Below are 22,011 nucleotides of genomic sequence, written 5' to 3' on the forward strand. Positions count from 1 at the left end.
GGAAACGCCATGTTCGAGTATTTGAACGATATCGCGGAGGCCGCCTACGTATCCGACCCTGAAACCTACGAGCTGGTCTACCTGAACGATCGCGCGAAACGGCAACTGGGGGTGGACGGCACCGACGGGCGATTGTGCTACGAGCTGCTGCAGGGCGCCGACGCGCCGTGCCCGTTCTGCACGAACGACCGGCTCACCTGCGAACGGTGCGTCACGTGGGAGCACTACAACCCCGTCACGCAGCGCCGATACCTGCTGAAGGACCGGCTGCTCGAGCGGGACCGTCCGCTGCGCATCGAGATCGCTCGCGAGGTGGGCGTCGACGGCGCGAGCGCGCGACGCGACGAGACGCTCCGCCGCGCGGCCGATGCGGCGGCGCTCGCCGGGGTGGCGAGGCGCTTCATGGAGGAGACGCTGCTCCGGGAGTACAACATGCTCATGAGCACGCTGCATGTGGCGGTGAGCAAGCACCGGTTCACCGACGATCTGCAGATCATGTGGGCGAACGATTTCTTCTTCGAGATGATCGGCTACGGACGCGAGGAGTTCGTCGACGTCTTCGACGGTCGCTGCAGCAGGTACTTCGCCTCCGATCCTGAGGAGTATGCGAAGCTGACGGACGCCGTGGCCGAGGCGCATGCGGCGGGCGACGCGGGCTACGAATGCCTTCTGCGCATGCCGCGCAAAGACGGGTTCTCCGCGTGGATTCGCGTTGTGGGACGGTTCACCGACGAGGTGGCCGACGACGGCGTGCCCGTGCTCTACGTCACGTTCACGAACGTGGACGAGGCGATGGAGCTCGAGCAGGTGCGCTCCGACGAGCTGCGCCGGCTCGCCTTCGTCGACCCGGTGACGGGCGGGCGCAACCGGGCCAGCTTCGAAAGGGATGCGGGCGCTGCGCTGCGCACGGCCGTGCCGGGCGCGTTCGCGCTGGCGACGCTCGACGTGGACGGGTTCAAGGTCATCAACGACCAGTTCGGGTTGGAGCGGGGCGATGCGGTGCTCGAAGCGCTCCATGCCAGCTTCCAGGAAGGCCTCGACGAAGGGGAGTTCGCGGCCCGCATCGCGGCCGACCAGTTCAGCCTCTTGCTCGAGGCCGACGGCGAGGCGCGCATCGCGGCGCGTCTCGAAGACATGGTGGCCGCCGCCAACCGCCGTTTCGTGCTCGACGGTTCGCCGGGGTACGCGATCGCCATGACGGCGGGCGTGTATCTGGTGGACGATCCGACGCTTCCCATGGTCATGTTGCAGGATCGTGCGAACCTCGCCCGCAAGATGTCGGGCCGCGCGAGCGTGGGACGCCTGTGCGCCTGCCGGTTCTACAGCAACGACGACCGCGTGCGGCTTGCCAAGGAGAAGGACGTGGAGAACCGCATGGGCGCGGCCCTCGAGGCGGGCGAGTTCGTCGTCTACCTGCAGCCGAAGTACGATCTGCGCCGCGACGAGGTGGCGGGAGCCGAGGCGCTCGTGCGCTGGGACGATCCGGCGAGCGGCCTCGTGGCTCCCAACGACTTCATCCCGTTGTTCGAGCGCACGGGATTCGTCGTGAGCATGGACCTCTACGTGTTCGAGCAGGTGTGCAAGATGCTGCGGAAGTGGATCGACGCCGGCGTGCGCCCCGTGCCCGTCTCGGTGAACCTGTCGCGCGCCCACCTGTACGACGAGCAGTTCCTCGCGCGATTCGAGGTCATACGCGCGCGGTACGGCGTGCCCGCCTCGCTCGTGGAGTTCGAGTTGACCGAGACGCTCGTGTTCGAGGACCCTGAGCGGCTGGCGCAAGTCATCGACTCGATGCACGAGGCGGGCTACAAGTGCTCCATGGACGATTTCGGCAGCGGGTACTCCTCGCTCAACGTGTTGAAGGATTTGGCGGTGGACACGCTCAAGCTCGATCGCGTGTTCTTCGACGCCTCGGCGCTCGGCGATGCGCGCGGGGCCGACATCATCGACATCGTCGTCCATCTGGCGCGTCGCTTGGGAATGCGCACCGTGGCCGAAGGCGTGGAAACCGAGGATCAGCGCGCGTTCCTCGTCGACGTGGGTTGCGACATGATCCAGGGCTACCTGTTCTCGCGGCCCGTCGACATCGCATCGTTCGAGCGGCTCGTGTACGGCGCGGAGGTCGACTGAGGGAACGAAAAAGCCTTCCCGAAGGAAGGCTTTTGAATTCATGGTGGTCGCTACAGGATTTGAACCTGTGACCCCCGCCGTGTGAAGGCGATGCTCTCCCGCTGAGCCAAGCGACCGGATCGGCTGCGTCGTTCGCAACGTTTGGATATTTTACCGGTAGTTCCAGATACGCGCAAGGCCCTTTTTTCAATTTTCCCGAAATTGGTTTTCAGGCGGGTCTTCGTTACCCTCTTGGCATCCGCGCGCGTTTTGGGATAGAATAGCGGGACGCTGTACGGGCCTATAGCTCAATGGTGGAGCAGGGGACTCATAATCCCTTGGTTGCAGGTTCGAGCCCTGCTGGGCCCACCACGAAACCGCAAGCCGGCTGCGCGACGACCTCGTGCAGCCGGCTTTTCCATATCCGTCACGCCTTCAGCGTGAACTTCCAGGCGCAGTTGCAGGTGTCGTCCACGATGTCGGGGTAGCAGCTGAGGCACGCGGTGGCGATGCGGTCGTCGATGGCGGACGCGAACACGCCGTACTCCACCACGCCCACGCTCTTGCAGGGGTGGAACCCCATGCCCTTGCGCTCGCGCGCGTTCTGCACGCGGCAGTCCACGATGCGGTACACGAGCTCGTTGCCGTCCACGACGATCTCGTCCACGTTCGCGGCCGACTGGCAGCGCAGCGCGAGCGCCCGCGCCAGCCCCTCGATGCCCGGGCGCTCGTCCAGCTTGAGGAACTTCTTGATGCGCCGCGCCTCCGACACGCTGAACCGCCGCCATGCCTCGACGTCGTGGTGCATGGCCGCGTCCATGCCATCCTCGGCCTCGATGGATTGGAACCAGGTGCCGTCGAGCGCGATGAGGTTCTTCGCGTAGATCTCCAGCAGCTCGATAAGCTCGTCTTTGGACAGGTTCTGCACGGCTTCGTTCATGGGGCTTCTCCAACTTCTCCTCGCGGCGACCGGGCTCGTTTCGCATGCAAGCGATTATAACGCGCGCGACGGGCCCCTCCGCGCCTCCGGCGTTCCTCAAATCGGCGCATTTAGGGGTTCATTCCCCGAACCGCAGCATCCAGAATGAACTCCGGAAGGGGAAACGTCGAGGAGCGAGGCTATGGGAGAACCCTGGGAGCGCCACTACGAGCAGAAGGTCATGAGCGCCGAAGACGCGGTGCGCGCCTTCGCGCCGAGCGGGTCGAAGGTGTTCATCGGCGGCCTCGACGTGGCGCGCCACACCCTCGAAGCGCTGCTGCAGCGCGTGCTGGCGGGCGAGGTGGAGGGCATCGAGCTGCACGGCAACATGACGAACGGCGACCTGGGGCTCGACCGTCTCGCGGTGCCCGAGGGCCGTTTCCGCTACCGGTCGTTCTTCAACGGCGCGAACGAGCGCGCGGGCATGAGGGCCGGTTCGGCAACCTACGTGCCCCTGCATCTCAGCAACACCGAGCGCTACCTGGCCTCCGTGCGGCCCGACGTGGCCATCGTGCCGATGACGCCGCCCGACGAGCACGGCCGGTGCAACATCGGCCCCCTGGGCTTCACGCCGGCGGGGCTGCGCCACGCGCGCGCCATCGTCGCCCAGATCAACCCCTGCCTTCCGGCGGTGAACGGCACCGCCCACGACTACCACGTGTCCGAGCTGGCCGCCGTCGTCGAGCACGCCGAGCCGCTCGCGCCCGTCGCGCCGGCGGCCTGCGCGCCCGAGGAGCTGAAGATCGCCGAGCACATCGTCGACCGCGTGCGGGACGGCGCCTGTATCCAGCTGGGCATCGGCGGCCTGGCGAACGCGGTGGGGCAGGGGCTGCGCTCGAAGAGGCACCTCGGCGTGCACAGCGAGATGTTCCCGGACGTCATGGCCGAGCTGCAGCGCGAGGGCGTCATCGACAACAGCCGCAAGACGCACCTGCCCGGCGTGTCGGTGGCGGGCTTCGCCGTGGGCACGCCGCAGCTGCACGCGTTCATCGAGCGGAACCCCGCGGTGCTCTTCACGCCCTACGAGCGCGTGAACGACTTCGACATGATCCGCGCGAACGACGACATGGTGTCGGTGAACTCGGCCATCGCGGTCGACCTCACGGGGCAGGTGTGCGCCGAGAGCTTCGGCAGCCGCCAGTACTCGGGCACGGGCGGGCAGGTGGACTACGTGCGCGGGGCGGCCGCCTCGAAGGGCGGCATGTCGTTCGTGGCGCTCACCAGCAGGGCGCGCACGAGCGCGGGCCCCGTGTCGAAGATCGTGCCCACGCTCGCGCCCGGCAGCGTCGTCACCACGCTGCGCACCGACGTGCACCTCGTCTGCACGGAATACGGCTGCGTCGACCTGCGCTTCTGCGACATCCCCACGCGCGCGAAGCGGCTCATCTCCATCGCGCACCCCGACGTCCGCGACGAGCTGGCCCGCGAGGCCCGCGCGCTCGGGTTGCTGTACTGAGCGGCGAAAACCGCTATACTGGGTCGGAGCAAACGCCAAACGAGGAACCGAGATCAACGGAGAACCGACACCATGAGCATCGATAGTTTTGAAGCGAGCCGCAAGCGCTCCGACGAGATCCGCGCCGACCTGCCCGTCCATCCCGAGAAGTACACCATGCTCACCGGCGACCGTCCCACGGGCCGGCTGCACCTGGGCCACTACTTCGGCACCATCCGCGAGCGCGTCGCGCTGCAGGATATGGGCATCGTCACGCGCATCATCATCGCCGACTACCAGGTGATCACCGACCGCGACACCACCGAGCATATCCAGGACAACGTGTACAACATGGTGGTGGACTACCTCGCCTGCGGCATCGACCCCGAGAAGACCATCATCTTCACGCACTCGGCGGTGCCGGCCCTCAACCAGCTCATGCTGCCGTTCCTGTCGCTGGTCACCGAGTCCGAGCTGCTGCGCAACCCCACGGTGAAGTCGGAGATGGACGCGTCGGGCCACGCGCTGACGGGCCTTCTGCTCACGTATCCCGTGCACCAGGCGTGCGACATCCTGTTCTGCAAGGGCAACATCGTACCGGTGGGCAAGGACCAGCTGCCGCACATCGAGCAGACCCGCCAGGTGGCGCGCCGCTTCAACGAGCGTTACGGCCACGTGTTCCCCGAGCCCGAGGGCGTGTTGAACGACGCCGTGGAGATCCCCGGCCTCGACGGGCGCAAGATGTCGAAGAGCTACGGCAACGCCATCAGCCTGTCGCTCACCGCGGAGGAGACGGCCAAGCTCATCAAGAAGTCGAAGACCGACGCCGACCGCCTGATCACCTACGACAAGGAGAACCGTCCCGGCGTGTCGGCGCTCCTCACCACGGCCGCGCTGTGCACGGGCCGCACCGAAGTCGAGATCGCCGAGGAGATCGGCGAGGGCGGCTCGGGCGCGCTCAAGAAGTACGTCACCGAAAGCGTGAACGAGTTCCTCGCGCCCATCCGCGAGCGCCGCGTGCAGCTGGCCGGCGACAGGGGCTTCATCGAGGACGTGCTGCGCGAGGGCAACCGCCGCGCCAACGAGATCGCGAACGCCACGCTCGACGAGGTGCGCGCGGCCATGAACATGGTGTACTAGGCCCTTTTATGCGCATGAGCTGGCCGGATCGACGATTATCGTGCATGTGCCCGATTTTCCGAAATTCGGTATTGCGAAAAGATGAGGTTCCGGTATAATCTTCACTTGCGCAATCAAGGGCGCACATTCCTCGGTAGCTCAACGGCAGAGCATCCGGCTGTTAACCGGAGGGTTGTAGGTTCGAATCCTACCCGGGGAGCCATGAACTTGCAGGAGGTCAGACATTCGTCTGGCCTCCTTTTTTTGCTGCAGGCCCGCATGTGGATCGTGTGTGCTCGCATCTATTACCCGTGCGCTCTCCGTATTCGCCGGGGCGGGGCGTATAGTGAGGTGCGCGACAAGATGTCGCCTGTCTACGGGAGCGCCGCTCAAGGATGTGCGCTGCCGGTATGTGCCCTTCGGGGTGGAAAGTTAGGTTTGTATGTCTCAAGGTACGGTTAAGTGGTTCAACGCTGACAAGGGCTACGGCTTCATCTCCCAGGAGAACGGCGAAGACCTGTTCGTCCATTTCAGCGAGATTCAGGGCGACGGCTACAAGAGCCTCGACGAAAACGCCAAGGTGGAGTTCGTGATCGCGTCCGGCTCCAACGGCAAGAGCCAGGCCACCCAGGTCTGTGTGCTCTAAGCGCTGATAGCACGAGCTGATGAGGCGGCCCCGAGGGGCCGCTTTTTTGTTGTCGCGAAGCTCGCGCCCGCGGCGTCCGCCGCGCCCTCGTCAGCCGCGCAGCTTCTTCTCGGTCTTGCGGATGGTCTGCTCGTAGTTGTCGATCTTGTAGTTCAGGCGGTCGAGCCCGGCCTGCATCTCGGCGATGCGCGCCTGCACGAGGTCGCGCTGCTCCTCGAGCAGCGCTTTGCGCGCCTCGAGCGTCTCGTCGCCCTCTTCCAGCAGGGCCATGTACTCGATCAGCGCCTCGATGGACACGCTCGCCCCGCGCATGCACTTCACGAACTGCACGCGCATGCAGTCCTGCTCGCTGTAGTCGCGGATGCCGCTCGCCGTGCGGGTGACGTTCGGCAGCAGGCCGATGCGCTCGTAGTAGCGCAGCGTGTCGGCGGACAGGCCGTACTCTTTGCTCACTTCGGCAATCTTCATGGGATGCTCCTTACCTCGTACGTGCATTGAAGCACATGGAGCGCACTCCAAGTCAAGCGATCGGGCGAAAGCGGATTCGGTCCATATAACCTCTTGACTTGGAGTGAACTCGAAGGAATAGGATGGAACCCGTCAGACATCCAAGACGAGAGGACGAAGCATATGACGAAGCGCATTCTGGTGATCGCGGCGAGCCCGCGCAGGGGCGGCAACTCCGACCTGCTGTGCGAGCGGTTCATCGAAGGGGCCCTCGAGGCGGGCAACATCGTGGACGAGGTGTTCCTGCGCGAGCGGGAGATCGGCTTCTGCAGCGCCTGCGACTACTGCCGCAGCCACGACGGCGCGTGCGCCCTGCGCGACGACGCGGCGGCCGTGCTGGACAAGATGGCCGAGGCCGACGCGATCGTGCTGGCGACGCCCGTGTACTTCTACTCGATGGACGCCCAGCTCAAGGCGCTCATCGATCGCACGGTAGCCCGGTATACCGAGTTTTCGGGCAAGGAGTTCTACTTCATCGCCGTCATGGCGGACGGGAACAAGGCGCTCATGGAGCGCACGATGGAGGGCCTGCGCGGTTTCACCGACTGCCTGCCGGGCGCCGTCGAGCGCGGCGCGGTGTACGCCGTGGGCGCGTGGGAGAAGGGCGCCGTCGTCGGCAATCCGGCGATGGACGAGGCGTACGAGCTGGGGCTGGGCGCGTAGGCGCGCACCGGCTGCGATCGACGAGGAAAGGACGGAACCATGGACATGAACGAGAGCCTGGGCCCGGCGGCGGTGTTCCCGCTGGGGGAGAAGAACGACGCCTACGCGGCGTACTTCGCAGGGCAGAGCTACCTCGCGCCGCTCGCGGACGCGGATGCGGGCGTGGGCGTGAGCAACGTGACGTTCGAGCCGGGATGCCGCAACAACTGGCACGTGCATCACAAGGGCGGCCAGATCCTGCTGGTCACCGGCGGGCGCGGCTACTATCAGGAATGGGGCGCGCCGGCGCGCGAGCTGAGGCCGGGCGACACGGTGAGCATCCCGCCCGAGATGAAGCACTGGCACGGCGCGGCGCCCGACAGCTGGTTCTCGCACGTGGCCATCGCGGTGCCGGCCGAGGGCGCGTCGAACGAGTGGCTCGAGCCCGTGTCGGACGAGGAGTACGCCGCGCTCGCGTAGGCCTACCGGGCGGGGGCGCCGGGCGGCGAGGCCGCGCCGGCCCCGTCGCCCGGCCTCCGATGTAGTTGCTTTCTGGGAACGGGGAAGCCGCTTCGCCACAAGCGGCTTCTTCCGCTATCATAAGCAGGCTGCGTCCATTCGGCGCGGCGCCGCAGCAACCCGCACAAGCAGAAAGCACGCACGCATCATGATCATGCAGCTCGAACATATTTCGAAGTCGTTCGGAGGGCGCCAGCTCTTCCACGACGTGACGTTCCGCCTCGAGGAATACGAGCGCCTCGCGCTCGTGGGCCCGAACGGCGCCGGCAAAACCACCATGCTCAACATCATCTCGGGGGCCGAGGACGCCGACGAGGGCCGCGTGCTGTTCGCGAAGGGCGCGCGCGTGGGCTACCTCGAGCAGGAGGCCATCGAGATGTGCGACCAGCCCATCTTCGAAGAGGTCATGTCCTCGCAGGTGGAGGTGCTCGAGGCCGAGCGCCGCCTGCACAAGCTGGAGGCCGAGCTGGGCGAGAACCCCACGCCGCAGCAGCTGGCGGCCGCGGGCCGCGCCCGCGACGCCTACGAGGTGCTGGGCGGCTACACCATCGAGGCGAAGGTGCGCAGCGTCATGTTCGGCCTCGGCTTCAAGGAGGACGACCTCGCGCGCTCCACCACCGAGTTCTCGGGCGGCTGGCAGATGCGCATCGCGCTGGCGAAGCTGCTCATCCGCAACCCCGAGGTGCTGCTGCTCGACGAGCCCACCAACCACCTCGACCTGGAAAGCGTGAAGTGGCTCGAGGGCTTCCTGCGCGGCTACGCCGGCACGGTCATCGTGGTCAGCCACGACCGCGCCTTCATGGACAACATGGTGGACCGCGTGGCCGAAGTGGATAACGGCCAGGTCAACCTCTACAAAGGCAACTACTCGGCCTACCTCAAGACGCGCGATGAGCGTCTCGAGCGCCTGCGCGCCGAAGCCGCGCGTCAGGCCGAGGAGATCGCCCACATGGAGGCCTTCATCGAGAAGTTCCGCTACAAGGCCACGAAGTCCAAGCAGGTGCAGGACCGCGTGAAGAAGCTCGAGAAGATCAAGCGCATCGAGCTTCCCGAGGAGAAGAAGACCGTCAAGTTCAACTTCAAGCAGCCGCCGCGCACGGGCGACGAGGTGGTGCGCGCCCGCAACCTCGTGAAGCGCTACGGCGACAAGGCGGTGTACGACGGCTTCGACTTCACCATGTACCGCGGCGACAAGATCGCGCTCGTGGGCCCCAACGGCGCGGGCAAGTCCACGCTGCTCAAGATGATCGCCGGCGCCATCGAGCCCGACGCGGGCACCATCGAGTACGGCGTGCACGTGTCGAAGACGTACTACGCGCAGCACCAGCTGGAAGAGCTGCACCCCGGCAACACCGTGTTCGAGGAGCTCGACCACGCGGCCCCGGGTTGGAGCATCTCGCAGGTGCGCACGCTGCTGGGCGCGTTTTTGTTCACGGGCGACGCGGTGGACAAGAAGGTCAGCGTGCTGTCGGGCGGCGAGAAGAGCCGCCTCGCGCTGGCGAAGATGCTCGTGGCGCCGCGCCCGCTGCTGTGCCTCGACGAGCCGACGAACCACCTCGACATCGCGAGCGCCGACATCCTCGAGCAGGCGCTCAAGGTGTTCGAGGGCACCATCCTGTTCATCACGCACGACCGGCACCTCATTCGCGGGGTGGCGAACCGCATCGTGGAGATCGAGCCCGGCAAGGCGACGAACTACGACGGCGACTACGACTACTACCTGTTCAAGAGCGGGCAGCTGGACGGCGACGGGCCCAGCGGGCCGTCGCTCGTCGACGAGATGCTCGACGAGGACCGGCAGGCGAAGGCGGCGGGGAAGGCCAAGGAACCCAAAGCGAAGCCGATTGCGAAAGCTGAGGCCTCAGGCGCCTCTTCGGCGGAGCTGACCGCACCGCGCGCGAGCTCGCCCAAGACCAAGGAGCAGAAGCGCCGCGAGGCCGAGGCGCGCAACCGCGCCTACGCCGCGCTCAAGAACCACCGCAAGCGGATCGCCGATCTCGACCGCCAGATGGAGCGCGACAACGCGCGCATGGCCGAGCTGCTCGAGCAGATGGCCGACCCCGACTTCTACATCAACGAGGACGCCTCGTCCGACGCCGTGGCCGAGCATACGAAGCTCAAGCAGCGCCTGGCCGCCGCCGAGGAGGAGTGGTTCCTGCTCACCGAGGAGCTGGAAGAGGAGATGGCGAAGCAGGCGGAGCAGCTGTGACGCAGCCTTTGAACATCGTGCTGGTCGAGCCGGAGATCCCGCAGAACACCGGCAACATCGCGCGCACGTGCGCCTGCACGGGAGCGCGGCTCCACCTCGTGGAGCCGATGGGGTTCCGGCTGAGCCAGAAGAACCTGGCGCGCGCCGGATGCGACTACTGGGACGAGGTGGACATCGTGCGCTGGCCGTGCGCCGCGGCGTTCTTCGAGGCGTGCGACGGCGAGGAGCTGCACCTGTTCACCGGGCATGCTTCGCGCTCGTTCGCCGAAGTCTCCTACGGCGAGGGCGCCTACCTCGTGTTCGGCCGCGAGAGCCGCGGCCTCGACCGGGAGGTCATCGACGCCCGCGCCGAGCGCTGCGTGCGCATCCCCATGCGCGACGGCCTGCGCAGCCTCAACCTGAGCAACGCCGTGGCGGTGGCAGCCTACGAGGCCCTCCGCCAGCAAGGCTACCCCGCGCTAAGCTAGGAAGCGTCCCCGGAGGGGCACGCTTCTTCGAGCCCGTCGAACACGACGCGTGCGCAGGCGGCGAAGTCGCGCGCAACGGCATCGAGCTCGGCGTCTCTCCAGGCGATCACGATCTGCATGCGCTCGACGTCCAGCTCGAGGGGGACGCAGGCGACGCGGTCCTCGTACGCCCGCCGGTACCATGTCGAGGCGGGATAGAGCCCCAAACCCGACTCCACCATCGACACGATGGCCTCCTCGTTGTCCACGGGGCTGGTCGCGGTGAAGGGCACCCCTCCGTCTTTGAGCACCTCGGCGGCGGCCGAGATGCCGTGCGGGTCGTATCCCGACGAAGCGCACAGCAGCTGCTCGTGCGCGAGGTCGTCGATGGTGGCGGTGTTTTTCCGGGCGAGCGCATGGTCTTTCGGCACGTACACGCACGGGCTCCCTTCCGCAACGGGCACGAACCTCATGTGCGGGAACTTGCGTGCGACGAACTGGTTGCCGAACGCGATGTCGGCGCGCCCGTCTTTGAGGCAGGTGGCCAGCTCGCTGATCGATTGCTTGCAGAACCGGATGGGCGCGTCGGGGTTGTCGCGTGCGAAAAGGGAGACGATGGGGGCTATCGAGGCGGCGACGAGCGTGGAGTTGAAGCCGATGGTGATGGCGGGCGGCGGTTCCTCCGAAAGCGCTTGCGCGGAGGCGACCGCCTTGTCGTAGCGGGAGACGACGTCCTCGACGGCCTCGACGAACCGATCTCCCGCGACGGTGGTGGAAACGCCCCGGTTCGTGCGCGTGAACAGCGTCGCGCCCACTTCGGCCTCGACGGACGCGATGGTGCTCGACATGGTGGATTGCGCCATGTAGCATGCTTCGGCCGCTCGCGTGACGTTCTTCAGCTTCGCCAGGCTGACCACGCAACGGAGCTTGTGGATGTCCATCGTGCCCTCCCTTGTCTTGGCTTCGCCTCCAACCTACCAGGTTCGAGGCGAAGCCGCAACGATGATGAAACCGCTGTTCGCAACCGCAGAACGCCGATGGAGGGGGTCGGGCGTCAGAGGGATGCGAGATGCTTCGCGGCGGTTCTGCCGCCGTGGGCGGTCCAGCCCTGTTGGGATCCGGCGGCAATGCCCACGTCGTACGACGAGCCGTACAGGCCGCCCGCGTCGCAGCCTGCCGCGTACAGCCCGCCGATGGGGCTGCCCTCGGTGCTTATCACCTGGTTGTTCGTGTTCACCTTGAGCCCACCGACGGTGCAGTAATACGCTTTGGCCAGCTTGAACGCGTAGAACGGCGCCTCTTTCACGGGTTGCAGGTAGTCGGCTTTCTTCCCGTAATCGGCGTCGGCTCCCTCGGCGCACAGCTCGTTGTAGTGCTCCACGGTGGCGAGGAAGGGCTCGCGTTCCATGCCCGTGAGATCGCAAAGCTCCTCGAGGGTGTCGGCTTTGAAGATGTAGGGGTTGCCGGCAGCTTGTTCTTTCTCGAATTCGTCGTGGAACTCGGTCATGGGCTCGCCGGTCCTGATGTACACCCCGCGCCCGTTGTAGCAGCCGACTTCGGTGATGTGCCGCATGGCGGCGGCGTCGATGACGTTGAACACTTCGCGCTGCAGGCCCATCGCGTTTCCCGTGAACGAGAAGTTCGTCACGATGCCCTCGTTGGCGAACCTCTCGCCGTGCTCGTTCACCCAGAGCATCGGCTGGCGCCCCGCGCATACGTTGAGCTGCGACGATGCGCTCATGCCTTTGATGGCGCCGCCGCACATCATCATCGTGCCCAGCACGTGGGTGTCGGCGCCCGCCTCGAGGGCCATCTGGATGCCGTCGCCCGTGCACTCGGGCGTCCCCATTACGGTGAGGTCGTCGTAGTCGTGCATGGTGTACTCGTTGATCATGTCGGCGTTGTCCGCGTAACCGCCGCTCGTCAGGATGACGCCGCGCGCGTTGAATTGCACGAGATCCGATCCGGTCTCGGCGATGACGCCGCTCACGGAGCCGTCGTCGGCGATGACCAGCTGCTTCGCTGCGGTTTTGACGAGCACCTCCACTCCCTGGCTTCGGCAAGCCTCCGCCAAGCGCTTCGTGAAACCCGCGCCCATGCCTTCGTAGGTGTGCCAGGTTCGAAGCGAGGGCCCCAGGGTCTCGACGCCGTTGAACACGCCTCCCTTGCTCTCGAGCCAGGCGATGGTGTCGCCCGATGCGTCGAAGAACGCCTTCGTCAGCTCGGCGTCCGCCATCCAGTGATGGTATTCCATGACCTTCTGGAGCACCTCGGCCGTGGTGTAGTCGACCTCGGCTTCCTGCTGCCAGTGCGAATCGATGGCGAACATGCCTTCGGCGTACGAGCTCGTTCCGCCGGTCACGCTCTCTTTCTCGAGGAGCACCGTGTTCAATCCCTGTTCGACGGCTTGCAGCGCGGCGGCCATGCCGCCCACGCCGGCGCCGACCACGACGACGTCGACATCGCGCGTTTCGGTGGGCGTGAGCACCGTGCGCTCCTGCGTTGCCGCGGTGTCGTCCCCCTCGGTTTTCGGGTCGCCTTTCGCTGTGTTTTCCGTCGGCGCGCATCCTGAGGCGAACGCGCCCATGGCGAGCGCGGCTCCGGCCGCGATGGACCCTTGCAGGAAGCTCCGTCGAGAGAGGCCGGCGCTTTCCGCCGAACGCTTGGACGCGTCCTCTCCTCGTGCGTTTTCGGTGTCCATATCTCATCCTTCCCCGTATGGCCGCTCCTTGCCGTCGGCCCGTGACCCGATTGTACGGGCGGGTCGGGCGGTTTCGCCATCGGCCCTTTCGATGCCGCGATGGGAACATCCGATGGCGGTTGGCAGCCGCTTTGGCGGGGCGTTGGGCGTGTCGTCGGGTGCCGGCCCGAACGCCCGCTTCCGCGCGCAGCCTTCGTCGGCGCGGGAAATCCGGGATTCTAGGCAATTCTTTCGTTTTGCGTGCGATTTCGATGCGTCTCGTGCCGAAATGGGCGAAGCGGTTTCCAACGACCTGGGAAAACGCTGGCCCTTGCCGCACGATCGCATCCGAAAAGCCTTCGAATCTGCCGGATTTTCACGCAAAACGAAAAAATTGCTTACCATTCGTCGATTCGCGTGTCGCCGAGTCTCTTCGGGCGGTTGCGCACACGCGCCCGGCGCCGTCCGCGCCGCATTCGCTGCTTTAGCGGGATAAAGCGTGCGCGGAGCGGGGGCTTGCGTGTATACTTGACCCCATTATCTGCGCACGTTTCAAGGAGGTCGTTCCTATGGCTCGAGTGTACAACTTCTCCGCCGGTCCCGCGGTGCTGCCCGAGGAGGTGCTGCGCGAGGCTGCCGACGAGATGCTCGATTACCAGGGCTCCGGCATGTCGGTCATGGAGATGAGCCACCGCTCCAAGCCGTTCGCCGCCATCATGGAGGCTGCCGAGCAGGACATCCGCGACCTCATGGGCATCCCCGACAACTACCGCGTGCTGTTCTTGCAGGGCGGCGCGTCCACGCAGTTCGCGATGATCCCGATGAACCTCATGAAGAACAAGGTGGCCGACTACGTCGTCAGCGGCTCGTGGTCGAAGAAGGCGTTCAAGGAGGCGAAGCTCTTCGGCGACGCGCGCTGCGCAGCCTCGTCCGAGGACGAGAACTTCAGCTACGTGCCCGACGTGCGCGCCCTCGAGCTGTCCGACGACGCCGACTACGTCTACATCTGCCAGAACGAGACCATCTACGGCACCGTGTACCACGAGCTGCCCGACACCAACGGCAAGCCGCTCGTGGCCGACGTGTCGTCGTGCTTCCTGTCCGAGCCGATGGACGTTGAGAAGTACGGCCTCATCTACGGCGGCGTGCAGAAGAACGTGGGCCCCGCCGGCGTGACCATCGTCATCATCCGCGACGACCTCGTGTCCGAGCCGCTTCCCGGCACTCCCACGATGCTGCGCTACGACACGCACGTCGACGCGAAGAGCCTGTACAACACGCCGCCTGCGTACGGCATCTATATGTGCGGCAAGGTGTTCCAGTGGCTCAAGGCCCAGGGCGGCCTCGAGGCCATGAAGCAGCGCAACGTGGAGAAGGCGCAGCTGCTGTACGATTTCCTTGATGCGAGCACGCTGTTCAAGGGCACGGCGCGCACCGAGGACCGCTCCATCATGAACGTGCCGTTCGTCACCGGAAGCGACGAGCTGGACGCGAAGTTCGTCGCCGAGGCGAAGAAGGTCGGCATCGAGAGCATCAAGGGCCACCGCAGCGTCGGCGGCATGCGCGCCAGCATCTACAACGCCATGCCCCGCGAAGGCGTCGAGGCCCTCGTGAAGTTCATGGAAGAATTCGAAAGGGAGAACGGGTAGGGGGGACGATTGGCGGGGGCTTCATCCGGCGCCGTGCGTTTCGGTGCGTTGCGTCGGCGGATGGAGCGTCGTGTTGAAGGGGATCAATGTAAGGGGTGGTATCGATGGGGCTGTTCGACGATCGAGTCTCGATGAAAGGCTGTGTTTGCAAGCGCTTTCTTAGTTGCGTGTTGGCGACGGTTCTTGCGGTTTCTCTTGCCCCGATACCTGCTCAAGGGCTTGAGGAGGCTGAAGAAGGCGGGCCTTTTCCAAATCACGCGCTCGCAAACGAGCCTTCGAGCGAGCATCCGGAATCCGGTGCTCCGCTATCGGAGTCAGGCGGTAGTGCTGACGATGTTGATCAAAACGATTCGTCTGCAAAAAAGGAGGAATCGGTTGAAAGCGACTCGGGACCATCAGCTGTTGAAAACGAACCCCACGATTCGCTTCCTCTGATCGAGGATGAAGATGCCGATGTCTCGACGGTCGATCCGGGTCCCATTGACCCCTCGATCGAAGGACTTGAAGGTTATCTAGAAGCGGAGCTTGCAGAGGGTTTCGGATTCTACGCGCTCAACGGGGGCGACGAAGAAGCGGAGGGCATCGTTGCATTGGCGGATCCTTATCAAGAAGCATCCTCGAAACTGGATGCTTGGATCAAAGCAAATTTGACGTCCGATCTGTCTCCTTATCAGAAGATGGTTAAGGCATGCAAGTATGCCGGAGGTTTAACGTACGATAGCAATTACAGCTCCTGGGAAGACTTAATGCTTTACGGCAAGGGAACTTGCTGGTCAGGTGCGTATTTCATGCAGGAAGTTGGAAAACGCATAGGCGTTGACTGTCGGTTCAGAAACGCAGATCGCAGCCCTGCCGCTGCGGCTCCTACCCATAGGGATGCTGTGGCTCGTTTTAGCAACGGGTCGTATGTCGTTTTCGATGCAACTCCTGAGTTCGGTTTCTATTGGGAAGAGAATCCTCCCTATATCACGCGGGACCATACGATTCGCCAGTACGATGGTTTTGCGACAAGCGTGGTGGTGCCCAGCGTGATTGGCGGTACGACCATGACGGCTCTTGAGGATGAGGCGTTTATGCGGAGCTCCATCGCGACGCTTATCAAAGAAATAGCCATCCCAAGCACGATAACAAGCATCGGAGACAGTTGCTTTGCCGGTCTGACTTCTTGCGTGGCGTATAAGGTGGATGCTGCTAATCCTGCATACAAGTCGATCGATGGCGTGTTGTATACCAAGGATGGTAAAACCCTTGTCGCATATCCGCAAGGGAGGGAGAATACGCTGTTTTCCGTGCCCTCGGGGGTAGCCTCCATCGCTCCCGGCGCCTTGGCGAACAGCCGTCATCTTACTTCAGTGACGCTTCCGTCGACGGTGCGCTCTATTGGTCGGTCGGCCTTTCAAGATTGCCGATCACTTTCTTCGATCAACATTCCCTCAGGGGTGACGAGCATCGAAGAGCAGGCATTCATGAAATGCGCGTCTCTGGCTTCCGTCTCCTTTCCGAGCAGCGTGAAGACCATCAATCCCAACGCATTCGCGATGACCGGTATGAAAAAAGTTGTATTGCCCAAGACTGTCGAGCGCGTCGGCGACGGTGCTTTTACGATTATGCTGAGCGAGTGGGGCGGGGGCGGGATCGACGAAGCTTACGTCTACAACCCTCGCATGGAGTTCGATGGTACCCCCTTCTTCATGTGCATGGTGTACGGGTATGCGGGATCAACAGCTGAGGCGTACGCGAATCGATCTCATCTGTCGTTCAAGGACATCGCTTCTGCCGGGACTCCCTCAACGGTATGGAATCGACTATCCGGGGACATCGCTCTTGACACCATGGCGGCGATCACTGAGCAAGGATTCTACGCCGGAAGCTGTGACAACGTGATCCTGGCGACGATGGACGGGTATTGGGATGCTCTGACCGCATCGGCGCTTGCGGGACTGAAAGAATGCCCCATCCTCCTTACGGACGGTCGTTATCTGTCGTGGCAGACGTATGATCAGATTAGGCGACTGGGAGTGAAGACGGTGTACATAGCGGGGGGCACCTCGGCTGTCTCTGGTGCGGTTGAGGATCAGCTGCGGTCCAACAGCTTGAACACGAAACGGCTCGCAGGGGCGACCGCAATAGACACGGCTCTCAAAATCTACGAGCAGGGAAAGGGATCGTGGGGAAAGACGGCCGTCATCGCGACGTCGGCTACGTTCCAGGATGCGCTATCTGCATCACCGCTGGCGTATGCGAAAGCGGCTCCCGTGTTCTTGACGAATTCCTCGACAAAGAAGCTCGATGCGAAAGTGCGCTCCGCGATCTTGGCCGGAGGTTTCACCGAAGTGCTGATTTGCGGTGGGACGGCGGCTATTTCCAACGAAGTGGAGAAGCAGCTTTCTGGGGTTTCCTGCGTACGCAAGGGCGGCGCGACGTGCTATGAGACGAGTTCCGCTATTGCAACCTACTGCATCTCGAAAGGTATGTCGAAAAGTACGGTAGGCGTCGCAACGGGCGATAGCTACTACGACGCGCTTGCCGGTTCTGCTTTGTGCGGAAAGCAGAACGCAACGCTCGTTCTAGTGAGTGATGGCAACCGGTCCGCCATCGACTCTTTTATCAAGGCTAACAAGGCGAGTATTTCGTCGGGGTTTGTTTTTGGGGGCGCGGCCGCCGTGTCGTCATCAACGTACGATGCGTTGCGAAGGGCGGTTCCGTGATTCTCCCGTAGATGCGAACAGCGTCCGACCGGTTGGTCGGACGCTGTTGGGTGCAAAGTCGGGGGACACCGTGGGATCTAGTACGCGCTCCAGCCGCCGTCGATGGTGAGGGTTTCGCCGTTGATGAAGCCGGCCTGGTCGGAGGCCAGGAACAGGGCGGCGGCGGAGATCTCCTCGGGGGTGCCGGAGCGGGTGGCGCCGGCGTAGCCCGTCGTAGCCTTCGCCATGCCGCGCTCGCTGGGCTGGCGCATCCCGACGCCGATGTTCGTCTGCGTGTTGCCGGGGCAGATGGCGTTGCAGCGGATGCCGGTGTCGGCGTACATGAACGCCACGTTCTTCGTCAGGCCCACGACGGCGAACTTCGAGGCCGTGTAGGCGCAGCCGCCGCGCCCGGCGCATAGGCCCGACAGCGACGCGGTGTTGATGATGACGCCGCCCTGGCCGCGCTCGAGGAAGTAGCGCACGGCCTTGCGGGTGCCGTACATCACGCTGTTGAGGTTCACCTTCATCAGACGCTCCCACACGTCGTCGTCCATCTCGGCGATGGGCAGCAGGTTGTCCATGATGCCGGCGTTGTTCACGATGATGTCCATCTGGCCGAACGTCTGCACGGCGCGGTCGACCACCATGCCCTCCACGGCGCCGCGGTCCGACACGTCGACCTTGACGACGTCCAGGCGCTCGCCGTACTCGGCCAGCTCCTGCTTGAGCGCGGCGAGGGCCTCCTCGTTGAGGTCGGCGGCCAGGCAGTTCGCGCCCGCCTCCAGGAAGCGCTGGACGATGCTCTTGCCGATGCCGGACGCGCCTCCGGTGATGACGGCGGTCTGGCCTGCGAGAACGGGGTTGTGACGTGACTCGGGCATGGCGGCTGCTCCTTCTTGAAATCGGGAAATCGTGCTTGAAGCGTATCATGCGCGCCGGGGCACGTTGAAGCGGTCCGGCGGCGAAAGGCCCGTCCCATGCCAAGCGCGGAAGCCGCGCGACACGAGCGGCGGGAAACCGCTCTCCAACGGCGACGCCCGCCGAGCATCTTCGCCCCAAGCACACGCTCCGGGAGATCGAGGCGTGCGTCTGGGGCGAAGATGCGTCCTCGCCGGCCGTGGGCTCCCGGGGCGGCGTTCGCTCCTTGTGAAGTTTCCCTCCCGGCGCATGCCGCCCCCTGCGGTTGCGGTAAACTGGTCGGCACTATGATTTCGATACCCTACCTTATATGCTCTATCCTGAGCTTCGTCCCCGCCATCGTGTGCCACGAGGCGTGCCACGGCTTCGCCGCCTACAAGCTGGGCGACCCCACGGCCAAACGCGCGGGCCGGCTGTCGTTCAACCCGCTCAAGCACATCGACCCCTTCGGCACGGTGATCATGCCGCTTCTGCTCATGGCCATGAACATGCCCGTGTTCGGCTACGCGAAGCCGGTGCCGTACAACCCCGCCTACTTCAAGGACCCGCGCAAGGGCGACCTCATCGTGGGGCTGGCGGGCCCGGCGGCCAACCTCGTGCTGGCCATCCTGGGAGCGGCGGTGTACACGGCGATCATGCTCGTGCTGCCGGTGAACCAGCTGGCGCAGAACGAGATCTTCTACTACTTCCTCACCTTGTTCCTGCCCATGTTCTCGCTCATCAACCTGTACCTCATGTTCTTCAACCTGCTGCCCATCCCGCCGCTCGACGGCTCGTCCATCTTCGCCTTCTTCCTGCCGGCGAAGTACCTGCCGCAGTACTACAAGGTGCAGCGCTACGCGATGCCGGTGTTCCTCGTCGTGGTGCTCCTCGTGCCGTACGTGCTGCACTTCAACCCCATTGGCATCTACCTCGACGCGACGGCCGGCAACGTGTTCGACCTGCTGTTCTCCTTCGGCGGGTAGAAGAGGCGCGGTCGTGTCGTACAAGGTTCGCATAGACAGCTTCGAGGGGCCGTTCGACCTCTTGCTGTACCTGGTCAGCCGCCAGAAGGTGGACATCGGGGCCATCTCCATCACGCAGATCGCCGACCAGTACCTGGCCGAGGTGTCGCGCATGGACAACCTCGACCTCGACGTGGCCAGCGACTTCCTGCTGGTGGCGTCCACGCTGCTGGAGATCAAGGCCGAGAGCCTGCTGCCGCGCGAGCGCGACGCGGTGGAGGACGAGTTCGACGAGCTCGCGCCGAGCGAGGCGCGCGACATCCTCGTGGAGCGCCTGCTGGCGTACAAGCAGTACAAGAACGCCGCCAGCGCGCTGCACATGCGCTTCGTGTCGGAGGGCCGCATGCATCCGCGCCCGTTCGGCCCCGACGCGTGCTTCCTCAACCTCATGCCCGACTACCTGAAGGACGTCACGCTCGACGGCCTGGCGCTGCTGGCCGCGCGCGCCTTCGCGCGGCGCGACGTGTTCCTGCTGGAGTCGGAGCACATCGCCGCGAAGCCCATCCCCGTGGAAGTGCACGTGCGCGCCATCCACCAGCGCATCCAGAACAAGAAGCGCCTGAGCTTCTCGGAGCTCGTGGACGAGCGCACGCCCGTGCCGGTGGTGGTGGTGACGTTCCTCGCCGTGCTCGAGCTGTACAAGCGCGCCATGGTGAAGATCGAGCAGGACGAGCTGTTCGGCGACATCGACATACGCTACATCGAAGGGTCGGGCGAGCTCGTGCTCACGGGCGACGACGCGCTCACCTCGGTAGGGGAGGATTAGGCCCATGTTCCAAGGCTTGCAGGAAAACCAGCTCAAAGGGGCTATCGAGGCCATGCTGTTCGTCACGGACGAGCCGGTGGGCACCATCGCGCTCGCCGACATGCTGGAGGTGGAGCCGGGAGACGTGGAGCGCGCGCTCGTGGAGCTGCGCGGCCAGCTGGAAGGCGAGAACCGCGGCATCCAGCTGCGCGAGGTGGCCGGCGGCTGGCGGCTGTACACGCACCCCGCCTACCACGAGCTCATCGAGCGCTACGTGCTGTCGTGGGACACGCGCAAGCTGTCGCAGGCGGCCATGGAGACGCTCGCCATCGTGGCGTACCTGCAGCCGGTGACGCGCTCGGGCGTGGCGTCGGTGCGCGGCGTGAACTCGGACAGCTCCATCAACTCGCTCGTGGAGAAGGGCCTCGTGCGCGAGGCGGGCGTGGCCGACGCGCCCGGCAACCCCACGCTCTACGCCACCACGCGCGCCTTCCTCGAGAAGTTCGGCCTGCGCTCGACGGCCGACCTGCCCGACCTCGACCAGTTCGCGCCCGACGACGACACGCGCTCGTTCATCCGCGAGCGCCTGAGCGCCACGCGCGACGAGGTGTACATCGCCGAGGACGCGCGGCTCGATGCCGAGCCGGCCGACGCGCTCGACGGCGTGCAGTTCGAGCTGGACGACGAGGCGTCGGTGATCGCCGCCGAAAGCCCGCGCGAGGAAGCCGCCTCCGACGCGGCCCAGCAGATGCTCGCCGAGGCCATGGCGAGCGGCTTCGGCCTCGTGGAGAAAATCGACTTCGACAAGCTGACCTTCGAGACGGACGATGAGTAGGGAAGAGGGGCTCTCGCGCGCCGTCGGCGCGCCGTGCCACGGGGATGCGATCGTCCCCATGCGGCTGCAGAAGTTCCTCGCGCGAGCGGGGGCGGCCAGCCGGCGGGGTTCGGAGAACCTCATGACGGCGGGGCGCGTGACGGTGAACGGCGAGGTGGTCACCGAGCTGGGCAGCAAGGTGGACCCGCTCGTGGACGAGGTGGCCGTGGACGGCGCGGTCGTGCGCCTGGCGGACGGCCCCGTCACCATCGTGCTGCACAAGCCCGCCGGCTTCGTCACCACCATGGCCGACCCGCAGGGGCGCCCCACCGTGGCCGAGCTCGTCCCCACCGAGCGCTACCCAGGGCTGTTCCCCATCGGGCGGCTCGACTTCGACACCACCGGCCTGTTGCTGTTCTCCACCGACGGCGAGCTGGGCAACGGCCTGCTCCATCCCAAGCACCACGTGACGAAGCGCTACCTGGCCTGCGTCGAGGGCGTGCCGACCGAGCGCGAGCTTGCGCGGCTGCGCCGCGGCATCGAGCTGGACGACGGCCCGGCCCAGCCCGCCGACGTGCGCCTGGTGGGAGGGGGCGCCGCGCGCGCTGCGGAGCGCCTGCTGGAGATCCCCGCCGCCGTGCCGCCGCGCTCCTCGAGGGAGTACGCCGCCGTGTGCGAAGGCCGCGCGGCGCAGCGCTCCATCGTGCGCGTGGGCATCCGCGAGGGCCGCAAGCGCCAGGTGAAGCGCATGCTGGCCGCCATCGGCCACCCGGTGCTGGCCCTGCATCGCGACTCCTTCGGCCCGCTCGAGCTGGGGGACCTGCCGCGCGGCGCGTGGCGCGCCCTCGACGCCGACGAGGTCGCGGCGCTCCATACCGCTATCGGACGCGCCGAATAATG

Annotated in this window: 19 protein-coding genes and 3 tRNA genes; 16 read left to right on the plus strand and 6 right to left on the minus strand. The window is 65.2% G+C overall.

Annotated elements, in window-relative coordinates; genetic code table 11:
• Positions 1-9: 9 nt before the first annotated feature.
• On the plus strand, positions 10-2,130 hold the full coding sequence (locus tag H8S61_RS00255) for a putative bifunctional diguanylate cyclase/phosphodiesterase (RefSeq protein ID WP_222617522.1): 2,121 nt from the start codon (positions 10-12) through the stop codon (positions 2,128-2,130).
• A gap of 41 nt (positions 2,131-2,171) precedes the next feature.
• On the opposite strand, the gene H8S61_RS00260 is transcribed toward H8S61_RS00255, so the two are convergent.
• A tRNA-Val gene (locus H8S61_RS00260) sits at positions 2,172-2,246 on the minus strand.
• Positions 2,247-2,406: 160 nt separating this feature from the next.
• Here H8S61_RS00260 and H8S61_RS00265 point away from each other — a divergent pair.
• A tRNA-Ile gene (locus tag H8S61_RS00265) sits at positions 2,407-2,481 on the plus strand.
• 55 nt (positions 2,482-2,536) lie between these two features.
• On the opposite strand, the gene H8S61_RS00270 is transcribed toward H8S61_RS00265, so the two are convergent.
• A complete protein-coding gene (locus tag H8S61_RS00270) occupies positions 2,537-3,049 on the minus strand; it encodes a DUF6125 family protein (protein ID WP_154334049.1) in 513 nt (170 codons plus the stop codon).
• 181 nt (positions 3,050-3,230) lie between these two features.
• On the opposite strand from H8S61_RS00270, the gene H8S61_RS00275 reads away from it, so the two are divergent.
• The 4 genes from H8S61_RS00275 to H8S61_RS00290 all read left to right on the plus strand — a co-directional run bounded on the left by H8S61_RS00275 (position 3,231) and on the right by H8S61_RS00290 (position 6,288).
• Positions 3,231-4,544 (plus strand): acetyl-CoA hydrolase/transferase family protein, encoded by a 1,314-nt coding sequence (locus tag H8S61_RS00275; protein ID WP_186937509.1) that lies wholly within the window; start codon positions 3,231-3,233, stop codon positions 4,542-4,544.
• 72 nt (positions 4,545-4,616) lie between these two features.
• Positions 4,617-5,663, plus strand: a complete 1,047-nt coding sequence (gene trpS / locus H8S61_RS00280; protein ID WP_186937511.1) for a tryptophan--tRNA ligase — start codon at positions 4,617-4,619, stop codon at positions 5,661-5,663.
• 127 nt (positions 5,664-5,790) lie between these two features.
• Positions 5,791-5,865 (plus strand) — tRNA-Asn (locus H8S61_RS00285).
• A 219-nt stretch (positions 5,866-6,084) separates the two neighbouring features.
• Positions 6,085-6,288: a cold-shock protein gene (locus tag H8S61_RS00290; protein WP_101722236.1), complete on the plus strand. Its 204-nt coding sequence runs from the start codon at positions 6,085-6,087 to the stop codon at positions 6,286-6,288.
• 90 nt (positions 6,289-6,378) lie between these two features.
• Here the strand turns inward: H8S61_RS00290 and H8S61_RS00295 are convergent, their stop codons facing one another.
• On the minus strand, positions 6,379-6,756 hold the full coding sequence (locus H8S61_RS00295; protein ID WP_154334046.1) for a MerR family transcriptional regulator: 378 nt from the start codon (positions 6,754-6,756) through the stop codon (positions 6,379-6,381).
• Between the two features lie 162 nt (positions 6,757-6,918).
• Between H8S61_RS00295 and H8S61_RS00300 the strand changes: the two genes are divergently transcribed.
• The 4 genes from H8S61_RS00300 (at position 6,919) to H8S61_RS00315 (ending at position 10,632) form a co-directional block, all read left to right on the plus strand.
• Entirely contained in the window at positions 6,919-7,458 is a 540-nt protein-coding gene (locus H8S61_RS00300) for a flavodoxin family protein (RefSeq protein ID WP_186937513.1), read from the plus strand.
• Positions 7,459-7,497: 39 nt separating this feature from the next.
• Positions 7,498-7,917 (plus strand): cupin domain-containing protein, encoded by a 420-nt coding sequence (locus H8S61_RS00305; protein WP_186937514.1) that lies wholly within the window; start codon positions 7,498-7,500, stop codon positions 7,915-7,917.
• 187 nt (positions 7,918-8,104) lie between these two features.
• Positions 8,105-10,165 (plus strand): ABC-F family ATP-binding cassette domain-containing protein, encoded by a 2,061-nt coding sequence (locus H8S61_RS00310; RefSeq protein WP_186937515.1) that lies wholly within the window; start codon positions 8,105-8,107, stop codon positions 10,163-10,165.
• Positions 10,162-10,632, plus strand: a complete 471-nt coding sequence (locus H8S61_RS00315; RefSeq protein ID WP_186937517.1) for a tRNA (cytidine(34)-2'-O)-methyltransferase — start codon at positions 10,162-10,164, stop codon at positions 10,630-10,632. The genes H8S61_RS00310 and H8S61_RS00315 overlap by 4 nt, the downstream gene beginning before the upstream one ends.
• Here the strand turns inward: H8S61_RS00315 and H8S61_RS00320 are convergent.
• Together H8S61_RS00320 and H8S61_RS00325 are read right to left on the minus strand one after the other, a co-directional pair.
• Positions 10,629-11,552 carry a LysR family transcriptional regulator gene (locus H8S61_RS00320; RefSeq protein ID WP_186937518.1) on the minus strand — a complete coding sequence of 308 codons (924 nt, stop codon included), beginning with the start codon at positions 11,550-11,552 and terminating at the stop codon, positions 10,629-10,631. The two genes, H8S61_RS00315 and H8S61_RS00320, sit on opposite strands and share 4 nt — an antisense overlap.
• 113 nt (positions 11,553-11,665) lie before the next feature.
• Positions 11,666-13,312, minus strand: a complete 1,647-nt coding sequence (locus H8S61_RS00325; RefSeq protein WP_186937520.1) for an FAD-dependent oxidoreductase — start codon at positions 13,310-13,312, stop codon at positions 11,666-11,668.
• A 548-nt stretch (positions 13,313-13,860) separates the two neighbouring features.
• Between H8S61_RS00325 and serC the strand changes: the two genes are divergently transcribed.
• Together serC and H8S61_RS00335 are read left to right on the plus strand one after the other, a co-directional pair.
• On the plus strand, positions 13,861-14,940 hold the full coding sequence (gene serC / locus H8S61_RS00330; RefSeq protein WP_186937522.1) for a 3-phosphoserine/phosphohydroxythreonine transaminase: 1,080 nt from the start codon (positions 13,861-13,863) through the stop codon (positions 14,938-14,940).
• A 104-nt stretch (positions 14,941-15,044) separates the two neighbouring features.
• On the plus strand, positions 15,045-17,648 hold the full coding sequence (locus H8S61_RS00335; protein WP_186937523.1) for a cell wall-binding repeat-containing protein: 2,604 nt from the start codon (positions 15,045-15,047) through the stop codon (positions 17,646-17,648).
• Between the two features lie 77 nt (positions 17,649-17,725).
• On the opposite strand, the gene H8S61_RS00340 is transcribed toward H8S61_RS00335, so the two are convergent.
• Positions 17,726-18,511, minus strand: a complete 786-nt coding sequence (locus H8S61_RS00340) for a glucose 1-dehydrogenase (RefSeq protein ID WP_186937525.1) — start codon at positions 18,509-18,511, stop codon at positions 17,726-17,728.
• 324 nt (positions 18,512-18,835) lie between these two features.
• Here H8S61_RS00340 and H8S61_RS00345 point away from each other — a divergent pair, with 324 nt between their 5' ends.
• The 4 genes from H8S61_RS00345 to H8S61_RS00360 are packed head-to-tail and all read left to right on the plus strand — an operon-like array spanning position 18,836 to position 22,009.
• Positions 18,836-19,513 carry a site-2 protease family protein gene (locus tag H8S61_RS00345; RefSeq protein WP_160941798.1) on the plus strand — a complete coding sequence of 226 codons (678 nt, stop codon included), beginning with the start codon at positions 18,836-18,838 and terminating at the stop codon, positions 19,511-19,513.
• Between the two features lie 13 nt (positions 19,514-19,526).
• Positions 19,527-20,318, plus strand: a complete 792-nt coding sequence (locus tag H8S61_RS00350) for a segregation and condensation protein A (protein WP_186937527.1) — start codon at positions 19,527-19,529, stop codon at positions 20,316-20,318.
• Positions 20,319-20,322: 4 nt separating this feature from the next.
• Positions 20,323-21,132: an SMC-Scp complex subunit ScpB gene (scpB, locus tag H8S61_RS00355; protein WP_154334038.1), complete on the plus strand. Its 810-nt coding sequence runs from the start codon at positions 20,323-20,325 to the stop codon at positions 21,130-21,132.
• A complete protein-coding gene (locus tag H8S61_RS00360; RefSeq protein WP_160941795.1) occupies positions 21,125-22,009 on the plus strand; it encodes a pseudouridine synthase in 885 nt (294 codons plus the stop codon). The genes scpB and H8S61_RS00360 overlap by 8 nt, the downstream gene beginning before the upstream one ends.
• Positions 22,010-22,011: the final 2 nt, after the last annotated feature.

It is taken from the genome of Eggerthella hominis (genome assembly GCF_014287365.1).
GTDB classification, from domain to species: domain Bacteria; phylum Actinomycetota; class Coriobacteriia; order Coriobacteriales; family Eggerthellaceae; genus Eggerthella; species Eggerthella guodeyinii.